At 64.7% G+C, this 19,875-nt stretch carries 17 protein-coding genes; 8 read left to right on the top strand and 9 right to left on the bottom strand.

Annotation, left to right across the window (positions count from 1 at the left end; translation table 11 throughout):
• The first annotated feature begins 40 nt into the window (after nucleotides 1-40).
• The 3 genes from ASG27_RS00670 (at nucleotide 41) to ASG27_RS00665 (ending at nucleotide 6,726) form a co-directional block, all read left to right on the top strand.
• Complete coding sequence (locus ASG27_RS00670; protein ID WP_162240413.1) at nucleotides 41-4,951, top strand: RHS repeat-associated core domain-containing protein; 4,911 nt, start codon at nucleotides 41-43, stop codon at nucleotides 4,949-4,951.
• On the top strand, nucleotides 4,948-5,964 hold the full coding sequence (locus ASG27_RS26420; RefSeq protein WP_156370391.1) for a hypothetical protein: 1,017 nt from the start codon (nucleotides 4,948-4,950) through the stop codon (nucleotides 5,962-5,964). Before ASG27_RS00670 ends, ASG27_RS26420 begins: the two co-directional genes overlap by 4 nt.
• Nucleotides 5,965-6,177: 213 nt before the next feature.
• Nucleotides 6,178-6,726, top strand: coding sequence for a hypothetical protein (locus tag ASG27_RS00665; protein WP_056410291.1), 549 nt, complete (start codon nucleotides 6,178-6,180; stop codon nucleotides 6,724-6,726).
• A gap of 182 nt (nucleotides 6,727-6,908) precedes the next feature.
• Here the strand turns inward: ASG27_RS00665 and ASG27_RS00660 are convergent, their stop codons facing one another.
• From ASG27_RS00660 to lplT, 6 genes are all read right to left on the bottom strand, one after another.
• Nucleotides 6,909-7,385: an OmpA family protein gene (locus ASG27_RS00660; RefSeq protein WP_056410288.1), complete on the bottom strand. Its 477-nt coding sequence runs from the start codon at nucleotides 7,383-7,385 to the stop codon at nucleotides 6,909-6,911.
• Nucleotides 7,386-7,620: 235 nt separating this feature from the next.
• A complete protein-coding gene (locus ASG27_RS00655) occupies nucleotides 7,621-8,121 on the bottom strand; it encodes a hypothetical protein (RefSeq protein WP_056410286.1) in 501 nt (166 codons plus the stop codon).
• Nucleotides 8,106-8,657: a hypothetical protein gene (locus ASG27_RS00650; protein ID WP_156370390.1), complete on the bottom strand. Its 552-nt coding sequence runs from the start codon at nucleotides 8,655-8,657 to the stop codon at nucleotides 8,106-8,108. The genes ASG27_RS00655 and ASG27_RS00650 overlap by 16 nt, the downstream gene beginning before the upstream one ends.
• Nucleotides 8,658-8,912: 255 nt before the next feature.
• Nucleotides 8,913-9,401 (bottom strand): glutathione peroxidase, encoded by a 489-nt coding sequence (locus ASG27_RS00645; RefSeq protein ID WP_056410282.1) that lies wholly within the window; start codon nucleotides 9,399-9,401, stop codon nucleotides 8,913-8,915.
• Between the two features lie 46 nt (nucleotides 9,402-9,447).
• Nucleotides 9,448-10,344 carry a DMT family transporter gene (locus tag ASG27_RS00640; RefSeq protein ID WP_056410280.1) on the bottom strand — a complete coding sequence of 299 codons (897 nt, stop codon included), beginning with the start codon at nucleotides 10,342-10,344 and terminating at the stop codon, nucleotides 9,448-9,450.
• A 182-nt stretch (nucleotides 10,345-10,526) separates the two neighbouring features.
• Complete coding sequence (lplT, locus tag ASG27_RS00635) at nucleotides 10,527-11,831, bottom strand: lysophospholipid transporter LplT (RefSeq protein ID WP_056410278.1); 1,305 nt, start codon at nucleotides 11,829-11,831, stop codon at nucleotides 10,527-10,529.
• Nucleotides 11,832-11,987: 156 nt separating this feature from the next.
• Here lplT and alr point away from each other — a divergent pair, with 156 nt between their 5' ends.
• Both alr and ASG27_RS00625 read left to right on the top strand, forming a co-directional pair.
• Nucleotides 11,988-13,103: an alanine racemase gene (alr, locus tag ASG27_RS00630; RefSeq protein WP_056410277.1), complete on the top strand. Its 1,116-nt coding sequence runs from the start codon at nucleotides 11,988-11,990 to the stop codon at nucleotides 13,101-13,103.
• Nucleotides 13,104-13,363: 260 nt separating this feature from the next.
• Nucleotides 13,364-14,245, top strand: coding sequence for a hypothetical protein (locus ASG27_RS00625; protein ID WP_442854063.1), 882 nt, complete (start codon nucleotides 13,364-13,366; stop codon nucleotides 14,243-14,245).
• Nucleotides 14,246-14,368: 123 nt separating this feature from the next.
• Here ASG27_RS00625 and ASG27_RS00620 read toward each other — a convergent pair whose 3' ends face one another.
• The gene (locus ASG27_RS00620) at nucleotides 14,369-14,860 is read right to left on the bottom strand and encodes a MarR family winged helix-turn-helix transcriptional regulator (protein WP_056410275.1); all 492 of its coding nucleotides are present in this window, start codon (nucleotides 14,858-14,860) and stop codon (nucleotides 14,369-14,371) included.
• Nucleotides 14,861-14,929: 69 nt separating this feature from the next.
• Here ASG27_RS00620 and ASG27_RS00615 point away from each other — a divergent pair, with 69 nt between their 5' ends.
• A complete protein-coding gene (locus tag ASG27_RS00615) occupies nucleotides 14,930-15,733 on the top strand; it encodes a siderophore-interacting protein (RefSeq protein WP_056410274.1) in 804 nt (267 codons plus the stop codon).
• Between the two features lie 92 nt (nucleotides 15,734-15,825).
• On the opposite strand, the gene ASG27_RS00610 is transcribed toward ASG27_RS00615, so the two are convergent.
• A complete protein-coding gene (locus tag ASG27_RS00610; RefSeq protein WP_056410271.1) occupies nucleotides 15,826-16,719 on the bottom strand; it encodes a LysR family transcriptional regulator ArgP in 894 nt (297 codons plus the stop codon).
• 91 nt (nucleotides 16,720-16,810) lie between these two features.
• Between ASG27_RS00610 and ASG27_RS00605 the strand changes: the two genes are divergently transcribed.
• Both ASG27_RS00605 and ASG27_RS00600 read left to right on the top strand, forming a co-directional pair.
• A complete protein-coding gene (locus ASG27_RS00605; protein WP_056410269.1) occupies nucleotides 16,811-17,419 on the top strand; it encodes a LysE/ArgO family amino acid transporter in 609 nt (202 codons plus the stop codon).
• A 102-nt stretch (nucleotides 17,420-17,521) separates the two neighbouring features.
• Nucleotides 17,522-19,102 (top strand): ABC transporter substrate-binding protein, encoded by a 1,581-nt coding sequence (locus ASG27_RS00600; RefSeq protein WP_056410267.1) that lies wholly within the window; start codon nucleotides 17,522-17,524, stop codon nucleotides 19,100-19,102.
• A 154-nt stretch (nucleotides 19,103-19,256) separates the two neighbouring features.
• Here the strand turns inward: ASG27_RS00600 and ASG27_RS00595 are convergent, their stop codons facing one another.
• The gene (locus ASG27_RS00595) at nucleotides 19,257-19,865 is read right to left on the bottom strand and encodes a glutathione S-transferase family protein (RefSeq protein WP_056410266.1); all 609 of its coding nucleotides are present in this window, start codon (nucleotides 19,863-19,865) and stop codon (nucleotides 19,257-19,259) included.
• Nucleotides 19,866-19,875 lie beyond the last annotated feature (10 nt).

Genomic DNA, 19,875 nt, shown 5'->3' with positions numbered 1-19,875 from the left:
AAGACAGGACCCACAGATGGGAGGCATGGCTGCGGCTCGCATGAAGGACGAAATCGGTCACGTGGGGGTGTGGGCGCGGCTGGCTCGCACGGCGCTGCGTGTGGGTTCCATGGTGGCCGAGGGGCTGCTGGTGGCGGGGGCCATCGCCGCGGTCGCGGTGGTGGCTGCGCCTCTGGCGGGTGCCGCCGTGACCTTTGGTGCGGCTTTTGCATTTCTGGGCACGACGTGCGCCGGCATGGTCATCAGTGGGGCGGTAGCTGGCTTCATAGGCCGGATGACAGGGTGGAACGACTACAAAGAGAAAAAAATACAGGAAATGACCGAGGGCATTGGTGAGATGGACATCACCGGCGCGCTTGGCATCAAAGGTGCTGCCACGGTCCTCATCAACCAGCGCGAGGCCATGCGCGCCATTTTGGACTCCGCCGTGTGCTCGAAGCACCCCATGCCAGAGCCCAACAAGATTGCGGAGGGCAGCGACTCGGTGTTCATCGAAACCGGCCCTGCAGCCCGCAAGGGCGACAAGCTCATGTGCGCAGCCCAGATCGTCACTGGTTCGGACAACGTGCTCGTAGGAGGAAACAAGACCCAGTATCTGAACATCGCCGATGACAAAGACATGTGGGAGACGGCGCTGGAGTTTGCCCCTGCATTGCTGGGGCGCGGCAGCTTGCCGGCCAAACTGGGCTGTATGGGCATGGCAGTCGTCGGCAACTACATCGGCGACGCGGCCGCCAGGGGCATTCAATGGGTGATGGGGCGCCCGGTGATTCCCATGACGGGCGGGAAGATCCTCGACGGATCAGGCGATACGGATTTTGTGCTGCCAGGCCCCATGGGCATTGAATGGGCCCGCTTCTACAGCAGCCATGATCACCGCACAGATACCATTCATGGGAAAGGGTGGTCACTTCCGTTCGACATGGAGCTTCATGTCACCCCGCCCTCGGCGGCTGCATCCGGCTCTCTCATTTTTGTAAGCAGGCAGGGACGGCGCGTCAACCTGCCTTGGGTGGAGCCAGGAAACGCATTCTTCAATACGGCAGAAGGGTACATCGTTAACTGCACTCCCGGTGGGGCATACGAAGTGGTGGACCTCGACCACATTCGCTACCAGTTCGGGCCAGTGCATGGGCCCGTGCTTCCAGTCGATGGCGCAGGCGGTGCGGGCACGCAGATGTTGCGGCTGCAGCGCATCCAGGACCGCTTTAACCACTGGGTACGGCTGCGGCGCGATGCACTCCAGCGGCTGGTGCGCATGACGGACCATCTTGGCCGCATCATCGAATTCAAGCTCCATGAGGCGTCAGGCCGTGTCACGCACATCGGCCTACTGCAGGGGGTGTCGGGCGAGCGGACAGGCCTGCTCGCGAGTTACGAGTACGACGCCAGCGGCCAGCTGGTCAAGGTGCTGGACAGGACCGGCCGCGTGATACGCCAGTTCGCTTATACGGATGGTCTGATGACCTGGCAGGTGGACGCTGCGGGGCTCGAGTCGAGCTACGTGTGGGAAACCGTTGAACAAGCAGGGGGGCCAATTCTCGAGGGCTTGGCGCCCGCAAGCCCCTGGATGACGCTGACAGGCCGCGACCGCCGCGTGGTGCGCCACTGGACCAGCGATGGAGAGAGCTACGACATCCGGTACGGCCAGTTGGACAGCGCAGATGCGCAGAAGGCTGCTCAGGCCAACACACTGCCACCCCGCGGTATCACGGTATCCGTCGACCAACTGGGCCGTCGGCAAGAATGGCAGTGGGACGAGCTCTACAACCTGACGCGCTACACCAACCCGCTGGGTCAAAGCTGGAACCTGCGGTGGAGCCCTGCGCGAGAGCTGCTGGAATGCATTCCCCCCGGCGGGCAGAGCCTCAGGTTCGAGTACGACTACAACGGCATGCGAACTGCCGAGATCGATGCCCTGGGTCGGCGCACTCGCACCCTGTGGGACACCAATTGGTTCGAGCCATTGGCAGTCACGCTGCCCGATGGAACCATATGGCGCTACGAGTACAACCCACTGGGCCTGTGCACCCTGGCACATGCGCCCGATGGAACCACGACAGAGTATGCGTACGACGGCAACGGGCTGCTGCTGCAGGTCCGGGACGGCAAAGGCGGAGTCAAGAAGCTGCGCCATGACGTACGCGGCCTGCTGGTGGAATATGTGGATTGCTCGGGCCAGCGCACCCAGTACCACTATGACGGCGCGGGCCATCTCCAGCGTGTTGTCGATGCGCTGGGGCACACCACATCGCTGGGGCATGGCCCCACGGGCGAACTGCTCACGCTCACGCTGGCCGATGGCACCACGCAAAGCTGGCGTTACGATGCTGCCGGACGCCCGGTGGCGCACACCGACGCCCAGCCACGCACCCGCCACTGGAGCTACACCCAGCGTGGTCAACTGCATACACAGATCGATGAAGAACAGCGCGGCGTCACGCTGACCTACGACGCCGCCCATCGGCTGAGCACGCTGGTCAACGAAAACGGCCAGCACTACGGCTTTACCTACGACGCCGCTGACCGCATGGTGGAGGAGACCCGCGTCGGCGGCCAGCGCGTGACGGTGGAGTACGACGCCAATGGATGGCCTGTGGCCGTCAACCATCACCCGGGCGCCGACGACTTGCCCGCTGGCGCGTTGCCAGGCCTTCAACCCACAGGCGTCTTGCGCACCGAGCTTCTGCGCGACGCGGCGGGCCGCCTAGTGGAAAAGCGCACGGCGCGGCATCACTATCACTACAGCTACGACCCCCTGGACCAACTGACGCAGGCCAGGAAACTGGCCTTGCAGGAAGACGGCAGCCTCAAGCCCTTGCACACCAGCAAGTTCGCGTACGACATGGTCGGCAACCTGGTGGAGGAAATCAGCACCGATGAAGTGACCGGCCAAAGCCATGCCCTGCAACACAGCCACGATGCGCTGGGCAACCGCACCCAGACGCTGCTGCCCGCCCTGGCAGGGCGCCCGCACATCGAACGAGCGCTGAACTACCTGCACTATGGGTCGGGGCACCTGCACCAGATCAACTACAGCCAGCGTGATACCCAAAGCCCGGATGCGCTGGCGGTGCACCAGCTCATCAGCGATATCGAACGTGACGCCTTGCACCGCGAGGTCCACCGCACCCAGGGCCAGGTGCAGACCCGCTATGCCCTGGACCCGCTGGGCCGCAGGCTGGGGGCCTGGAGCCAATCCGCAGACCAGCATGCTCCGCCATTCCGGGCCAGCGACACGCCTTGGCAACGTGCGGTACTGAGTGCTGGGACCCACGAGCAGAACCCTCTGGACGGCTTGATGAAGGCCTACGCCTACGACAAGGTGGGCGAGCTTCGCCAAAGCCGCCACAGCCTGCGTGGCGACACGGGCCATCGCTACGATGCTACAGGCCGTGTGGAGCACACCATTCGGCAGCCATTTGCAGGCACGCCTGCCAGCCCAGGCCAACCCGCAGCCCACAGCGAAGCCTTCCAGTACGACCCGGCCGGCAACATACTGGACAACCAGAGTCAGGCCGCCTTGGCCAATCGCACTCAGCACTTGCAAGCGGGCTACGTGCGCGACAACCTGGTGCGGGTGTATGAAGACAAACGCTACTTCTACGATGGCCACGGTCGGCTGGTACGCAAACTCAGTGGCAGGCACACGGACCAGACCTTCTTCTGGGACGAAGAGAACCGTTTGGTCGAAGTTGCCACCACGCGGCGCCCTGGCACGGAACACCAGACCACGCAGAGCACCCGGTTTGACTACGACGCCATAGGACGCAGGGTGGCCAAGCACGACGCGTTCGGCACGACAGTGTTCATCTGGGAAAGCATGCGCCTGATCGAAGAGCGACGGGCCGCCAGAGCTATCAGCTACATATACGAACCAGGTAGCGGTGTACCGCTGGCGCGATTGGACGCTGACGGGGGCAGGACGGCGCGCGGAGGGTTGGGTGCCATCGCGGATGGGCCGTTAGCATCTGTGTCAAAAACGGTAGCGGCTGACATACGCCATGCAAGCGATGTCGGCCGCAATATCTGTCCACTATCTCCATCGCCCGCCGCCGCCAACGACGAAGAGTCTCGTTACTGGGCTGCGCTTGACACGCAGTCGCAGCGCCAAGCATTGGCCACAGGAACAGACGGCGTCCAGGCGCAGGTCAAGTTGTGTGCAGTGTATTACTTCCACACCGACCAAATCGGGCTGCCTGAAGAGCTGAGCAATGCCCAGGGCCAATTGGTGTGGCATGCCCACTACAGGACCTGGGGCAGCACTGTGGAGGAAACTTGGCAGGCGCGCCACCTGAGTGGTGCCACTTTGCCTAACCAGACGCAGGGGGACATTCCTGAAGAAGGCGGCAAACAGCAGAACTTGCGCTTTCAGGGGCAGTACCTGGACCATGAAACGGGGCTGCACTACAACACCTTTCGGTATTACGATGCAGATATCGGTCGATTCATAAGCTTGGATCCCATCGGAATGTTGGGGGGCATCAATCTGGGTAGTTATTCACCTAACCCGGTGTCGTGGTCTGATCCTTTAGGATTGATGCCGTTGTCCAACCCTGTGGGGCAAGGACATCATATGGCACCATGGCAGGTTGCCACACATTTGGGAGTGCATCCTTTAAACTCTCAAACCGGTGTTCCTGCTATGTTTTGGAATAACTCTCAATGGACGGGTCTTGAACACAGCAAGATGCACGGTTATAACGGTTATGGAACAGCGACCAAACCGGTAGTTAAACCGGGACAGCTTCCGGCTAATGCGAGTGCGAGTTCTTGGTTGGAAAGCCTTGGAAAGCACTACAACAACCCAGATATCGCAGATGTGCGAGGCGATCTGCATTTGTTGAAGGCAGATGGTACGAAGGGAGCGCTGCTTGCTGCAAATGTCTCGCCAGCTGAAGCGTGGGAAAAAACTAAGGCTTGGGCTCGATCCAAAGGAGGGGCGTGTTGAAAATGGAAGTTAATAATTATTTTTATCAAGCTTCCAAGCATTTGTCTGCTGCGTGTTTGTCTGCGTCGCACGACGGAAAATTAGATAATATCGATGTTTTCCACTTTGTGGATGGTCTTGGTTTTGATTATAGGTCGGTGTTGACTGTTGAGTATGTTGACGCGTTGGTTCAAAGCAGTAGGAAATACATTGACGGCGATCTGATTTATGAGAGGAAATATGAAGTTGATTTGCGATCTGGCGTCGCATTGTCCAATCTGGCAATAGATATTGATCTGCCGGATGCGGTGAGACGCGGGGGGCGTTTTGAAATGCATGTTTCCGCGCGCCGATATGTGCCTTTGATCGGTAGGAGCTGTACTGCAGAGGAATATGAGACGAGAGGGGTTGTTTATTCCGAAATTCTTTTTATTCATCTGATCTTCTGCAAAGAAGAAAAAACTACGCCGCAACTTCGTGCAAATTCGTTTGTATACGAAAGCTATGATCAACTAGGATTTCTTGGCGTTGATGAAAATCTTTTTAATTCATTCATTGTCAAGAAGCTGGGGCATGGCAAACACGATCTTTTGAACAGTTTTACAACCACTGAGATTGCCAACGAGTTGTTTCAAGCTGGATTGATGATTCTTTGCTGGGGAATAACGCCGTGGGTTTATATGGTGAATTCAATTAGGCAAGGTGAAGAAGGCTCTTCTTTTCCGGTAGGTTTGCCTGTCTGCCAAAGTGGGTCGTATGTTTTTCTGGAAGAAATAGAAGAGATATCTGTGATACCCGGCGTTGCCTTGAGAGATTGGGATACCAATGTTCAACGTGCTTGGCCGAGAATTAGGCTGAATGGCGTCGGAAGAGTCGTCAAGGTTGATCTCTGTGTCGCAAAAGCCATTAACCCCTACGATACTTCCGTGCCAGATTGCTTGCCGATGCCATTCTTCAATTTGAATCGGATTGACGTCGCCTTGGCAGAATCTGTGCCCATTCTTTCGGCTGACATTGAGTCCTGCATGTCATAAATCTGAATGGGGTGGCAACGTTCTCATGGGTGAGGCATCCCGATGCAATCAGTGCAGATGGCGTGTGAATTTAGTATTCGAAGATCACAAACATATGGCTGATATAATTTCCGAATCAAAGTCATTTCGAAAATAGTCACGATCAATGGACCGTGTCGAAATTTTTTGCCAGTGCTTCGATCTTGAATTTCATAAGCCACCCAGGAGTAATTTTTGACCAGTAAATCCCATCTGAATTTTTCTGAATCCCTCGCAGAACAGTTCAAAGCGACACTCAATGCGAAGACGGACTGGACTGGAATCAGCTGGCAGGACATGGAAACAGCCATTGGCCCAAATGCTGACAAATATCGGGCGTTGTGGGACCGGGTCACCAGCACCGAAAAGAAAGGTGTGTTTGCCCATTTCAGCCCGTGCTGGACGGGCATTCCCTTTCTGGGCGTGAGCTGGGCTGTGTCCAGGCGCATGTACCCGCTGGCGGCCATGCTGTTGTTGGCGTTGCTGGTCTTGAATCTCGCGTTTCCGGGCGAGAGCGGTGCGGCCAGGGCGTTGGGGATTGCGATCCTTGTGTCGTTCACCCACAAGAACACCTACCTGCGCTGGATGGCCCATTGCATCCGCCGCATCGATGCGCAGGGGCTGGCTGGGCCGGAGCGTGATGCAGCGCTGCGCGCAGTGGGTGGGTTGGACCAGAAGTCCGGATGGATCGCCGCGGGCGTCTTGATCCTGGTGGCGGTCGTGTTGGGTGTCGTTTTCAGCTAGGGGGCCAAGCCAACTACGGTTGCTGGAGGCCCCCAGCACGGGGCAGCATCCTTCCCCAGCACATCAAATCAAGGCGCTGCGCGCCGATGAACGCACGCTGCGGCCGATCCCCTGGGCTCCTTGCACGATCGGCCACGAGGCCCTTGGGGCGGCAGCGCTGTGGCCCGCAGCGCGCCTGCCTCTTACTTCGCAGTGATCTTCACAGCGTGCAGCGCCTGTGTCGTGTTGAACTTCACGCGGATCGACTTGGCGGGTACGCCTTGCTTGACCAGTTCGTTGCGCACTGCCATGGCGCGCATCAATGCGATCTCGCGGGCGTCCACGGGGGCGTCCTTGCGGTGGCAGTAGCCAGTGATCTCCAGGCGTTCATTGGGCTCCCGCGTGGACGCCAGCCGGGTCAGGATGGCCTGGGTTTCGGGCGACAGTTTCACCTGCGTCGGCTTGAACTCCGCGACGATGCCGTCGGCGGGCAGGCGCGGCTCTTCTGGGGCCGGTGCGGGCGCTGCTTCGGGCGGCGGTGGTGGTGGCTCCGCCATGGGCGTTGCGGCGGTGACTTCGGGCTCCGGCGCGGGCGCCGGTGTGTCTGCGCAACCGGCCAGGAGCAGCGCTGCTGCGGTGAGCAGACCCCAGGGAACAAAGCGTGTGTGAAGCATGGACATACCTATCTATCAAAGAAAGAGAACAAAAGAGAAAACCCCGGCCACGGGCGGTATGCACTGCGGCCCGGCGTGGTGCCATGAAAGCCCGCAGGTGACCCGCTCTGCCTGCTGATCGGTCATGGGACAAGGAAGGTGGCCACCCTGCGCCTCAGGCTCTGTCAGCAGGGCCGCCAGCCCGGCGCGCGGGGCGCACGGGTGGCGCCGAGACGCTGCAGGGCCTGGGCCCCGGCCCGGCTCATTGCACCAGTTGCCAGAAGGTCACCTGCGCAAACTTGGCGTCGTTGGCCCAAGGGTCCCAGATGGTCTTGTCGCCCCGGCTCTTGGCGCCCGGCCACGAGCCCAGCGAGGTGGACATCGCCGGTGCGTAACTGCCGCGCGTGCGCAGGGTTTCGGACTTGCCGTCGCGGGTGTAGCTGTAGCCGCCCGCGGTCGTGTCGGGACCGGGGTACACGACGATCACGTGCCCGTTGGACGTCTCTGACTTTCCGCCGACGATGAGTGCGCCTTCGCGTGCGAGTCGTCCGACCTGGCCCGCTGGCACGATCTTCCAGTGGGCCTGTCCGCGCATGTGCTCGACGAGCGCATTGGCGCTCAGCCAGGCCTGGTTGGGCAGGTACTGCTTGATGACATGCCAGACGGCATGGCTGCAGGAGTTGGGGTACAGCGCATAGGCCGCGTCGCACGCCTGCTTGAGCTTGCTGACGGATGGGGCGGTGTCTGCTACGTCGGTGGGCACGAGGTCTTGTCCTGAGAGGGGTGGGTGTTCTTGGCGGCATAGCCGCCGCTGCGGGCATTCCAGTGGAGGCTGGGCAGGGTGGCGTCGCCACCGACCGCGGGGGAGCGCACTTTCAGGCGCAACTCGTGCGGAATGCCGCGTTGCCACCGCCCGGCGCTGATGGTGAGCTCCTGCGGCGGGTCGACCGGAAAAAGGTGGCCGATGCGGCCCAGGCAGCGTCCGGTGGCGTCGATGAGCATGGGCAGCGGAAAGTTCTGCCATGGCGCGTCGGCCGGCAGGGCCTTGTAGTAGTCGTCGGTGAAGACGCTGAGCAGGCGCACCTGGGCCTGGGCGGTGTACGGGGCGGTCGGCTGCGCCAGGGGGCAGACTTTGACCGCTGCGCGGTAGGCCGCCATGTCGGCGGGCAGGCCCATGCCTTGCTCGACGGGCGTGCAGGCGGCCGGGGCAATGGTTACGAAGTCGTGGGCCTGTGCGGCGCAGGCCCATGCGAACGACGCCGTGCAGAGACACGCGCGCCACCAAGCGGGTGCAGACATGAAAGAGGGTTTCCCAAACAGCAGAACATGCGGTGAGCGATCTGTGTCACTCTGAAACGACGCCGAGTGTCGCTGCAGTTACCGGATGTTTTGAAGTCAACCGACCGTTTGGCAACCCCTTGATTCAGCTTTCACACAAACGAACACATAGCATCATCCGGTAACTGAAATGGGCGCTTGGTTCGCGGCGGGCAGCAGATCGTGCTTGGCCTGGAGGACCACGCCACACACCGGGAGCGAAGGCGGCGGACCGGTTCAGGCCAGCGCGGCCTCGATATCCCCTGCCAGCTTCTTGGGTGCATCCTGCGGCGCGTAGCGCCGTATCACCCGGCCGTCCTTGCCGACGAGGAACTTGGTGAAGTTCCACTTGATGGCCTTGCTGCCCAGCAGGCCAGGGGCCTCGGCGGTGAGCCACTGGTACAGGGGCGATGCGTTGGCGCCGTTCACATCGATCTTGGCCATCATCGGAAAGCTCACGCCGTAGTTCAGTTGGCAGAAGCTGGCGATCTCGTCGTTGCTGCCCGGGTCCTGGCTGCCGAACTGGTTGCACGGAAAGCCGAGCACCACCAGGCCTTGGTCCGCGTACTGCTTGTGCAGCTCTTCCAGCCCGCCGAACTGGGGCGTGAAGCCGCAGGCGCTGGCCGTGTTCACGATCAGCAGCACCTTGCCCTGGTACTGCGATAGCGGCACGGTCTGCCCGTTCATCTGCTGGGCTTCAAAGTCGTAGATGCTGTGGTCGGGCATGGCGCAGGCTCCTGAGGGTGGACGGAAGACGCACCATGGTAGTCTTTCAGTGCGGCGCCGCGCCGGGCCGGCGGAACTGCAGTGCCGCCAGCAGCGATGCCAGCAGGATCAACGCGCCGCCCACCACCGTGCGGGGCGTGAGGGTGGCGGCGCCCAGCAGGGCCGATGACACGCTGGCGAACATCACCTCCGACAACATCACCAGCGCCGTGGTGCCGGCCGCCAGGCGCGCGGCGCCGAACTGCAGGGCCCAGTTGCCCAGCATGAGCACACCGGCCAGCAGCAGCGCGGTGACAAGCCAGGTGCTGTTCACCGCCGGGAACGGCTCGACCACACCCAATTGCAGCCCCACGCAGGCCACGGCCAGCGCCATCAGCATGCAGCCGCCGAACATCGAGAACATGCGCGCAGGCCCTGGTACGGCATGCAGGCGGCGCAGCGTCACGTTGGTCAGCGCGAACATGAAGCCGCCCAGCAGCGCCAGGCCGTCGGCCAGCGACAGGTTCTGCAGCAGCCGTGCGGCGGGCGCCCCCTCGGGCAGCAGCACCAGCACCACGCCGGCAAACGCCAGCGCCAGGCGCAGCAGCGCCGAGGCCGTGGGGCGCTCGCCCAGAATCCTCCACGCCAGCAGCACGGCCCAGGCGGGCATCAGATAGAACAGCAGGATCACGCGCACCACGTCGCCAATGGTCACGGCCCAGTTGAACGCCACATTGTTCAATCCCGAGCTCAGCGCCAGCAGCCACAACGCAGGATGCGCCCGCACCTGCGCCAGGATGCCCGGCCGCCAGGCCAGCAGCCCCATCAGCACCACCGCATACATGAACGCCGTGGCCCACAGCGGGTGCAGCCCCGCCCGGTGCATGTGCTGAAACGGCCACCACGCCAGCCCCCAGACAAAGGCGTTGAACAGCAGGGCAGCAAAGGGCAGGCGCGATGGCATAGGAAAAAAGGGTCGCTACCGCCCACTGGTCAAGCGCGAGCAGCTATAAAAACGATAGTAATCGACGTCGCCCGCAAAAACTGGCGCGCCCTAAAAACCAGTGCACCCGTGGATCTGGCTCCGCCAGTCCACCGGGTGCGTCCCCCTCCGGGGGAAGCGGCGCAGCCGCTCAGGGGGGCTTCTCAGTGGTGCGCGTCGTGCCGCGCAATGTGCAGCAGGTGCTCCACCTCTTCGCGGTGGTGAATGCAGTTGTTCTGGTGCCAGCGCCGGATCAGCCACATCACGCCCGCCACCACCAGACCGAACGCGGTGATGGCGCCAAACACCGACAGGCCCAGCTTGAGCGACAGGCTGTAGAAAGCGCCCAGCGCCAGGATGCAGGCCTGCTCGTTGAAGTTCTGCACGGCGATGGAGCGGCCCGCGCCCATCAGGTTGTGGCCCCGGTGCTGCAGCAGCGCGTTCATGGGCACCACGAGGTAGCCGCCCAGCCCGCCCAGCACGATGAGGAACGGTATCGCCACCCAGATGTTGTTGATGAACACCATCAGGATCAGCAGCAGCCCCATCGCAATGCCCAGCGGGATCACCTTGGTGGCGACATCCAGGCGCATGCGCATCGACGCGACCACTGCTCCCACGGCGGTGCCGATGGCGACCACGCCCGTGAGGGCCGAGGCCTGCGTGGTGTTGTAGCCCAGTGCCACGGCGGCCCACGCCAGAACGATGAACTTGAGATTGCCGCCCGCGCCCCAGAACAGCGTGGTGGTGGACAGCGAGATCTGGCCGAGCTTGTCGCGCCACAGGCGGCTGTTGCAGGCCCAGAAGTCCGGCAGCAGGCTGAGCGCGTTGGACAGCACGCCGCGCGACGGGTCGGCACGCATGGGGCGCATCTCCACGCCGGTGTGCGGGATGCGGGTGTTGAACCAGGCGGCCAGCGCATACACCGCGATCAGCGCGGCGATGGCCGATTCGGCAGGCGTGTCCACACCCGTGTCGATGAACGGAATGTCAAGACCCAGCAGCATGGAAGACAGGTGGTGGCCCACCAGCTGGCCGCCGAACAGCACGCCCAGGATGATCGATGCGATGGTGAGCCCCTCGATCCAGCCGTTGGCCTTGACCAGCTGCGACGCGGGCAGCAGCTCGGTCAGGATGCCGTACTTGGCCGGGGAGTAGGCCGCGGCACCGAGGCCCACCACCGCGTAGGCGATGAGCGGGTGCGAGCCGAACAGCATCATCAGGCAGCCCACCACCTTGATGGCATTGCTGACGAACATCACCTTGCCCTTGGGCAGGGCGTCGGCAAAAGCGCCCACGAAGGGCGCCAGCACCACATAGAACAGCGCGAACATGGGGACCAGCGCAGCGCGCTGCCATTCCGGGGCGCCCTCTGAGCGCAGGAGTTCCACGGCGGCGACGAAAAGTGCGTTGTCGGCCAGCGAGCTGAAAAACTGCGCCGACATGATGGTGTAGAAACCGCGCTTCATCGAATGGCTGTTGGTGCATCAGTTCGGCTGATGCCCTGTTAAAAGTGGGGAACCCTGGCAAGTGACAGACGGTTATATCACGCGGATAAACGGCCACGATGCCAGAATCCTTCGCGTATTCCCCGGTAAATCCCTCGCTCCATCAGGTCCTTTTCCATGCCACGTCCCATCACAGCCACCATCCACACCGCCGCCCTGCACCAGAACCTGGAGCGCGTGCGCCAGTCGGTCCCCGACGCCAAGGTCTGGGCGGTGGTCAAGGCCAATGCCTATGGGCACGGCATCGAGCGGGTGTTCGAGGGCCTGCGCAGCGCCGACGGCTTTGCGCTGCTGGACCTGGGCGAGGCCGAGCGGGTGCGCCAGCTGGGCTGGCGCGGGCCCATCCTGCTGCTCGAAGGCGTGTTCGAGCCGCGCGACCTGGAGCTGTGTTCGCGCCTGTCGCTGTGGCACGCCGTGCATTGCGACGAGCAGATCGACATGCTGGCCGCGCACAAGACGCAGGTGCCGCACCGCGTGTTCCTCAAGATGAACTCCGGCATGAACCGCCTGGGCTTCACGCCCCAGCGCTACCGAGCGGCCTGGGCGCGGCTCGATGCGCTCACGCAGGTGGACGAGATCTCGGTCATGACCCACTTCAGCGATGCCGACGGCCCCCGCGGCATCGGCCACCAGATCGACGTGTTCAACCAGACCACGCAGGACCTGCCCGGCGAGCGCAGCCTGGCCAACAGCGCGGCCACGCTGCGCCACCACGGCGACGCGCGCCTGCGCTCGGACTGGGCGCGGGCCGGCATCGTGCTGTACGGCAGCGCGCCGGACTTCCCCGAAAACGATGCCGCGCACTGGCAGCTCGCGCCCACCATGACGCTGTCCACCCGCCTGCTGGCTGTGCAGCAGCTGCAAAAGGGCGACACCGTGGGTTACGGATCGCGCTTCACGGCCGAAGGGCCGCTCACCATCGGCGTGGCGGCCTGCGGCTATGCCGACGGCTACCCGCGCCACTGCGACACCGGCACGCCCGTGCTGGTGGGCGGCGTGCGCACGCAGCTCGTGGGCCGCGTGAGCATGGACATGGTCACGGTGGACCTCACGCCGCTGGTCGAGCGCGGCATGCCGGTGGGCTTCGGCACCGAGGTCACGCTGTGGGGCCAGGCCAGCAACGGCGCAATCCTGCCGATCGACGAGGTGGCGCGCGCTGCCGGGACGGTGGGCTACGAGCTGATGTGCGCGCTGGCCCAGCGTGTGCCGGTGGCGGTGGACGGCGAACGCTGACGCCCGGTCCTGCCGGCACCGCCCGCGGGCTGTGGCACGCGGATTCGTCGACAAGTTCACGGGCCCTGCCGCTGGCCGGGCAGGGCGGAGCGCCGGCACGGCATGAAAGTGGTGTGAAATGGGCGCCGCTGCGCAGCAAGAAGCAAAAGCAAAAGCAAAAGCAAAGAAGAAAACACCGCAGCACCAGTCCAGCGCCTGCGGCGGTCCTGCATCGGGACGGCGGCAGGCCCTGCCTCCACCTTCACGACGCGTTTCCTTGTATGGCCACTCCCCGCAGCGACCGCAGCAATGGCAGCAAAAACAGCAGCCATCACGGCAACCCCAACCAGACGAAAAAGGGCTCCAGCTGGCGCTCCGTGCGCATGCCGCAGCACGCCAGCGTCGCGCGCACCCTGCAGCAGCGCTACAGCCTGCGGCTGCACGGGCTGCTGATCGGCAGCTTCACGCTGCTGCTCATGTGGTGCACCTCGCACATGCAGATGCTGGCGGGGGTGGAGTCGCTGGCGCTGCGGTATGCCGTGACGCTGTCGGTCGGCTACCTGGGGTATCTGCTGGTGCTGCGCGCCTGGGCAGCGCGGCTGGTGCGCAGGCGCGAGGAGGAAGAGGACAGCGTCGATGCCAACGTGGACCTGCCCGACCTGTCCTGGCCCGGCGGCGGCTCGCCGTCCGTTGGCGGCCATGTGCCGATGCCGCGCACAGGGGGCGGCAACTTCGGCGGCGGCGGTGCGTCGGGGGACTACGGCAGCAGCAGTGGCAGCGACGGCAGTGCCCTGGGCGACCTGGCCAGCGGCGCGGCCGATGCGCTGGGCAGTGCCGACGAAGGGGCCGTGGTGGTCGTGCCGGTGGTGGCCATCTTTCTCATCGGCGCGGCGCTCATCCTGGGCGCGGGCTCGCTGGCCATGCTGTTCTTCGGCTGGGACGTGCTGCTGACCGTGGCGGTGGAGATCGCGTTTTCGGTGGCCACGGCGCGCGCCGCCGTGGGTGTGGAGCGCGAGGGCTGGCTGGGCGCCGCCGTGCGGCTGACCTGGAAGCCGCTGCTCGGCGCGCTTATCTGCGCCGTGGCGCTGGGCGCGACCATCGACCATTTCCTGCCCGATGTGCAGTCCCTGCCACAGGCGGTGCGGGCGATTCAGGGGCGTTGAGCCCGGGAATCAATTCGCTATATTTTGTATAGCTGAAAAGTGTTATTCATCCAGCGGTAGAGCACATTTTTTCTTGAATCGCCGAGGTGGGAGGCGGTGGGGCGAGGGCCGCACCCTGGCGCCCTAGCGGCGGCCGTGCCGGCCTTCCCCGCACCCCGGGCCGCCCAGCGCATCGACACTGCTGCGCACCTGCGCCAGCAAGGCCAGCAACTGGGCCTGCGTGGTGCTGTCGCACCCTTGCAGCAGCGTGGCCGCCACGCCGCGGCGAGCCTCGCGCAGCGCCTGGTGCAGAGCCAACCCCTGGGCGCTCAGGCTCAGGCAGCGGCTGCGCTTGTCCTCGGCATTGGGCGCGCTCTCCAGCCAGCCCTTGTCCTGCAGCATGCCCACCATGCGCGCCACCTGCGCCTTGTCGGCACCGCTGTGGGACACCAGCTCCTTTTGCGTGGCGCCCGGGTGGCGGCCCACGAACATCAGCGCCCGCACTTCGTTGAGCGTGAGCTCCGGGTGCACCGACGCCATGGTGCGCACCATGTGCGCCTTGTACACATGCAGCAGGTCGTGCATGGCGTCAAAGACGTCGGAAGGCCCCTTTGGAGCGGCGGTTCGGGAATTCATCGTGTTGTGTAGTTGACAAAATCAACCAATGAGAAGATCATTTGGTGGACTTTGTCAACATTCTAGATCATGAACACACCTCTGCCCATCACCACACCCGCGCACCTCGCCGTCGAGCGCGTCCGCCACACCCTGCAAGCACGCCACCTCCAGGTGGTGCGGCGCACCGACCTCAGCCCCGGCTTCGTGAGGCTGACCCTGGCCGGGCCTGAACTGGCCGGTTTCGTGAGTGCGGGTTTCGACGACCACCTCAAGCTCATCCTGCCGCAGCCGGGGCAAGAGCGCCCCTCGCTGCCGTCGGTGCAGGACGGCCGCCCGGTGTTCCCCGACCCGCGCCCCGTGCTGCGGGACTACACCCCTGCGCGCTTTGATGCCGCCGCGGGCGAGCTCGACATCGAAGTGGCCCTGCACGACGCCGGCCCCGCCACCGACTGGGCGGCCAGCGCCTTCGTGGGGCAGTGGGTGGGCATTGCCGGGCCGCGCGGCAGCCTGGTCATCCCCACGGGTTTCGACTGGCACTGGCTCATCGGTGACGCGTCGGCCCTGCCGGCCATTGCGCGCCGCCTGGCCGAGCTGCCTGCCACCACCACCGCCACGGTCCGCATCCACGTGCGCAACCCGGCGGACCAGCGCACCCTGGCCAGCGCCGCGCGGCTGGACCTGGCGTGGGTGGACTCCTTGCCCGCAGCGGTCGATGCGCTCGCGATACCGCCCGGCGCAGGCTACATCTGGGCCGCCGGCGAGCACAGCGACATGGCCGCAGTGCGCAAGGCGGTACTCGCCAAGCCCGGGGTGGACGCCAAGCGCATGCGCATCGCGGCGTACTGGAAGCGCGGCGTGGCGGATCACCACGAGGACCTGGCCAGCGTGTGAGGGGCGCGGTGCGCCTGCACTGCACAGCGCAGCGCAGGGTGCTGCCGCTGCCTGGATGCCTGGATGGTGGCCAGGCAGAGGCGATCAAGGCATCAGCTGAGCAGCGTCTGCGCAGCCGCCTGCTGCACCGCCTCCGTCATGCGGTGCAGCGCCCGTACGTTCAGGCGCCAGTACTGCCAGTACAGCGGCACATCCACCGGCCTGCCGGGGACGAGCTCCACCAGCGCGCCCGTCTTCAGGTCGCGCTCCACCATCGGGTCGGGCGTCATGCCCCAGCCCAGCCCGGCGCGCGTGGCGGCGACAAAGGCGTGCGCGTCCGGCAGCCAGTGCACCGGCGGCGTGAAGGCGCGCCGGGTGATGCGCCGCACGAAGCGCCCCTGCAGCGCGTCCTTGCGGTTGAACACCAGCATGGGCGCCTGCACCAGCGACGCGGCGTTCACGCCCTGCGCAAAGTGGCGCAGCATGAACGCGGGGCTCGCCAGCGCCCGGTAGCGCAGGGTGCCCAGCGGCAGCACCTGGCAGCCCTGCACCGGCTGCGGGTCGGCCGTCACGGCGGCCATCACGCGGCCTTCGCGCAGCAGGTTGGCCGAATGGTCCTGGTCCTCCACATGGATGTCGAAGGTCAGGCCCGGGCCCTCCTCCGCATGGGCGTGTGCCATGGCCGCAGGAAACCACGTGCCGAGTGAATCGGCATTCACGCCGATCGCCAGGCGGATGGACGCGTGCTGCCCGCCACCGATGGCGTCGAGCGCGTCGGCCTCGCTCAATGCGACCTCGCGGGCATGCCGGTACAGCGCCTGCCCTGCGTCCGTGGGCGTGCAGGGCGTGGCCCGGCGCACCAGCACCTGGCCCACGCGCTCTTCCAGCAGCTTCACGCGCTGCGACACCGCCGACCGGGTGACATGCAGCACGGCAGCGGCGCGCTCGAAGCTGCCCTCGTCGATCACGGCGGCAAAGGCGCTGAGCTGGGCGGAATCAAGGGCCATGGCGGGCGGTACGGTGGGTGGTTAGCCATTCTGACGGATCGTTAGAAAGTATAGCTACCGTGAACACGCTGCCATCGCCACAATCCGGCGCATGAGCAGCACCGCCTTCGTCCATGGATTCACGTCCACCGCCCTTTTGATCATGGCCATCGGCGCGCAGAACGCGTTCGTGCTGCGCCAGGGGCTGCGGCGCGAGCACGTGCTGCCGGTGGTGCTGTTCTGCGCCGTGTCCGACGCGGTGCTGTTGCAGGCCGGCATCTGGGGCATGGGCGGCGTGCTGGCCGCCCGGCCGGAATGGGCGCAGCTGATGCGCTGGGCCGGCGCCATTTTCCTCGTGGCCTACGCGCTGCAGGCCGCGTCGCGGGTGTTCAAGCCCAGCCACCTGCTGGTGTCGGCCCACGGCGCGGGCGCGAGCCTGCGCACCACGCTGCTCACGCTGGGCGCGCTGACCTGGCTCAACCCGCATGTCTACCTGGACACCGTCGTGCTGCTGGGCACCATGGCCAGTCCCTATCCCACCTGGGGCCGGGCCACCTTTGCGGCGGGCGGGTCGCTGGCCAGCGCGCTGTGGTTCCTCGGCCTCGGGTTCGGCTCGCGCTGGCTGGCGCCGCTGTTCGCCTCGCCCGGCGCGTGGCTTGTGCTGGACGGCGCCACCGCGGCCACCATGCTCGTACTGGCCGGCGTGATGGCGTGGGGTTGATGCTGCGATAGGCACGCCTAAGCTAAGAAGGATAAGTTCGTTAGCGAAACCTGCGCTTTGATCCATAGTGCGGGCATCGACTGATCTGGAGTGATTTCCCCCATGCGTTTCAAGACCCTTCTCCTGGCCGCGGCCATTGCCACTGCGTTGCCCCTGGCCGGCCAGGCCAAGACCTTCCGCTGGTCCCGTGCGGTGGACGTTTCGTCCTGGGACATCCACGCCCAGAACGTGGGCGTGAACAACACCCTGCACGCCGCCGTGTACGACACCCTGGTCGAGTACAACAGCAAGACTTTCAAGACCGAGCCCGCGCTGGCCACCGAATGGAAGCGCGTGAGCCCCACGCAGCTGCGGATCTCCCTGCGCAAGGGCGTGAAGTTCAGCGACGGCAGCGACTTCACGGCCGACGACGCCAAGTTCTCGCTGGAGCGCGCCAAGGCCAAGAGCTCCAACTACGCCGTGTATGCGCTGGGCATCGACCGCATCGAGAAGGTGGACGCGCACACCATCGACATCTTCTCCGACCTGCCCAACCCCGTGCTCGTGAACCAGCTCACCGAGCTGCGCATCCTGAGCAAGGCCTGGGCCGAGAAGAACAAGTCGGTGGAGCCCAAGGACATCAAGACCAAGGACGAAAACTTTGCCCACCGCAATGCGCTGGGCACCGGCCCCTTCCAGCTCAAATCCTGGGCGCCTGACCAGCGCGTGGTGCTCGAGCCCAACCCGCACTGGTGGGGCAAGTCGCAGTTCCCCACCAACGTGACGGAGGTGGTCTACACCCCCATCAAGGCCGACGCCACGCGCACCGCCGCGCTGCTGTCGGGCGAGATCGACTTCGTGATCGACCCCAGCCTGCAGGACCTGGCGCGCATCCGCCAGACCCCCACGCTCAAGGTGCTGGAAGGCGCCGAGTACCGCACCATCTTCCTGGGCCTGGACCAGTACCGCGAAGAACTCCCGGGCTCCGACGTGAAGGGCAAGAACCCGCTCAAGGACGTGCGGGTGCGCAAGGCGCTCTACCAGGCCATCGACATCAACGCCATCCAGCGCGTGGTGCTGCGCGGCCTGGCGCAGCCCACGGGCACGCTGATCGCCCGACAGGTGAACGGCTGGACGCCCAAGGCCGACGTGCGCTGGCCCTACGACGCCAAGGCCGCGCAGAAGCTGCTGGCCGATGCGGGCTATCCCAACGGCTTCGAGGTGGACTTTGCCTGCAGCGCCGGCCGCTACATCAACGACGAGCAGCTGTGCCAGGCCATCACCTCGCACTGGGCCAAGATCGGCGTGAAGGCCAAGCTGCGCTCGCTGCCGTTTGCCACGTACTTCCCGATGATCCAGCGCAACGAGGCCAGCATCTACCTGCTGGGCTGGGGCGTGCCGACGTTCGACGCGTTCTACTCGCTGCAGTCGCTGATCCGTTCGCCGGGCGCCGGCGGTGACGGCAACTTCAACCTGGGCCGTTACTCCGACCCGCAGCAGGACGCGCTGATCGAGCGCATCAAGAAGGAAACCGACGCGCCCACACGCAACACGCTCATCGAGAAGGTGCTGGTGCAGGACCATGAGGCGATCTCGCACATCCCGCTGTACAACCAGGTGATCCCATGGGCGGCCACGCAGAAGGTGGACGTGCCGCACCGCGCGGACAACCGCATCGACTGGCGGTATCTGAAGGTGAATTGATCCGCTGGCAGCGGTGACTACGCAAAGGCCCCGGCGCTGCGAAAGCGCCGGGGCCTTTCTTTTTTGGGGGCGAGGGCGAGTGGCAGGATTCGCGGTGGCGGGCTGAGCCTGTCGAAGCCTTGCACAGCAGCGCCTCAACCCGGCGCCACAACCCTCACGCCAACGCGCGCTGCACCGCAGGCCGCGCCGCCACGCGCTCGAAGTGCGCGGCCACCTTGGGGAATGTCGCGATGTCCACACCATCGCTCTTCAACCAGCCGGCGATGGTGAAGAGGTACGCATCGGCCACCGAATAGTGCTCGCCCAGCACCCACGGGCCCTGCAGGTAGTGCTGCTCGATCACCTCGAAACACTCGGTCATGGTCTGCGGCACCTTGCGCTGCATGGCCGCAATGGCTTCGGGCTCATCGGCCCAGCGGCCCGCGCGCCGGCCGTGGGCATGCGCCACGTGCACGGTGGATGCGAGGTAGCTGTTGAACTCCTGCAGGCGCGCCAGCGCGAACGGGTCGTCCAGCGGTGCGAGCCGCGCCTCGGGAAATTGCTGCGCCACATACACCAGCAGTGCCGGGGTCTCGGTCAACACGCCGCGGTCGGTGACCAGCGCGGGCACGCGGCCCTTGGGGTTGATGGCCAGGTACTCGGCGCTGCGCTGCTGGCTGTTGGCAAAGTCCAGCCGCGCGACCTCGTGGCCCGCGTTGGCCTCGTGCAGGGCGATGTGGACGGCGAGGGCGCAGGTGCCGGGGGCGTAGAAAAGCTTGAGCATGGTGAGGGTG

The sequence above is a fragment of the Acidovorax sp. Leaf191 genome (assembly GCF_001424425.1).
Classification (GTDB): domain Bacteria; phylum Pseudomonadota; class Gammaproteobacteria; order Burkholderiales; family Burkholderiaceae_C; genus Acidovorax.
This window is presented reverse-complemented; position numbering and strand designations above follow the sequence as displayed.

What these genes read in the sequence shown, in the direction of transcription:
- ASG27_RS00670 (WP_162240413.1), top strand. Translation starts at nt 41, where the DNA reads ATGAAGGACGAAATCGGTCACGTGGGGGTGTGGGCGCGGCTGGCTCGC.
- ASG27_RS00660 (WP_056410288.1), bottom strand. Translation starts at nt 7,385, where the DNA reads ATGTCCATGCTTCACACACGCTTTGTTCCCTGGGGTCTGCTCACCGCA.
- ASG27_RS00650 (WP_156370390.1), bottom strand. Translation starts at nt 8,657, where the DNA reads ATGTCTGCACCCGCTTGGTGGCGCGCGTGTCTCTGCACGGCGTCGTTC.
- ASG27_RS00645 (WP_056410282.1), bottom strand. Translation starts at nt 9,401, where the DNA reads ATGCCCGACCACAGCATCTACGACTTTGAAGCCCAGCAGATGAACGGG.
- ASG27_RS00640 (WP_056410280.1), bottom strand. Translation starts at nt 10,344, where the DNA reads ATGCCATCGCGCCTGCCCTTTGCTGCCCTGCTGTTCAACGCCTTTGTC.
- lplT (WP_056410278.1), bottom strand. Translation starts at nt 11,831, where the DNA reads ATGAAGCGCGGTTTCTACACCATCATGTCGGCGCAGTTTTTCAGCTCG.
- alr (WP_056410277.1), top strand. Translation starts at nt 11,988, where the DNA reads ATGCCACGTCCCATCACAGCCACCATCCACACCGCCGCCCTGCACCAG.
- ASG27_RS00625 (WP_442854063.1), top strand. Translation starts at nt 13,364, where the DNA reads ATGGCCACTCCCCGCAGCGACCGCAGCAATGGCAGCAAAAACAGCAGC.
- ASG27_RS00620 (WP_056410275.1), bottom strand. Translation starts at nt 14,860, where the DNA reads ATGAATTCCCGAACCGCCGCTCCAAAGGGGCCTTCCGACGTCTTTGAC.
- ASG27_RS00615 (WP_056410274.1), top strand. Translation starts at nt 14,930, where the DNA reads ATGAACACACCTCTGCCCATCACCACACCCGCGCACCTCGCCGTCGAG.
- ASG27_RS00610 (WP_056410271.1), bottom strand. Translation starts at nt 16,719, where the DNA reads ATGGCCCTTGATTCCGCCCAGCTCAGCGCCTTTGCCGCCGTGATCGAC.
- ASG27_RS00605 (WP_056410269.1), top strand. Translation starts at nt 16,811, where the DNA reads ATGAGCAGCACCGCCTTCGTCCATGGATTCACGTCCACCGCCCTTTTG.
- ASG27_RS00600 (WP_056410267.1), top strand. Translation starts at nt 17,522, where the DNA reads ATGCGTTTCAAGACCCTTCTCCTGGCCGCGGCCATTGCCACTGCGTTG.
- ASG27_RS00595 (WP_056410266.1), bottom strand. Translation starts at nt 19,865, where the DNA reads ATGCTCAAGCTTTTCTACGCCCCCGGCACCTGCGCCCTCGCCGTCCAC.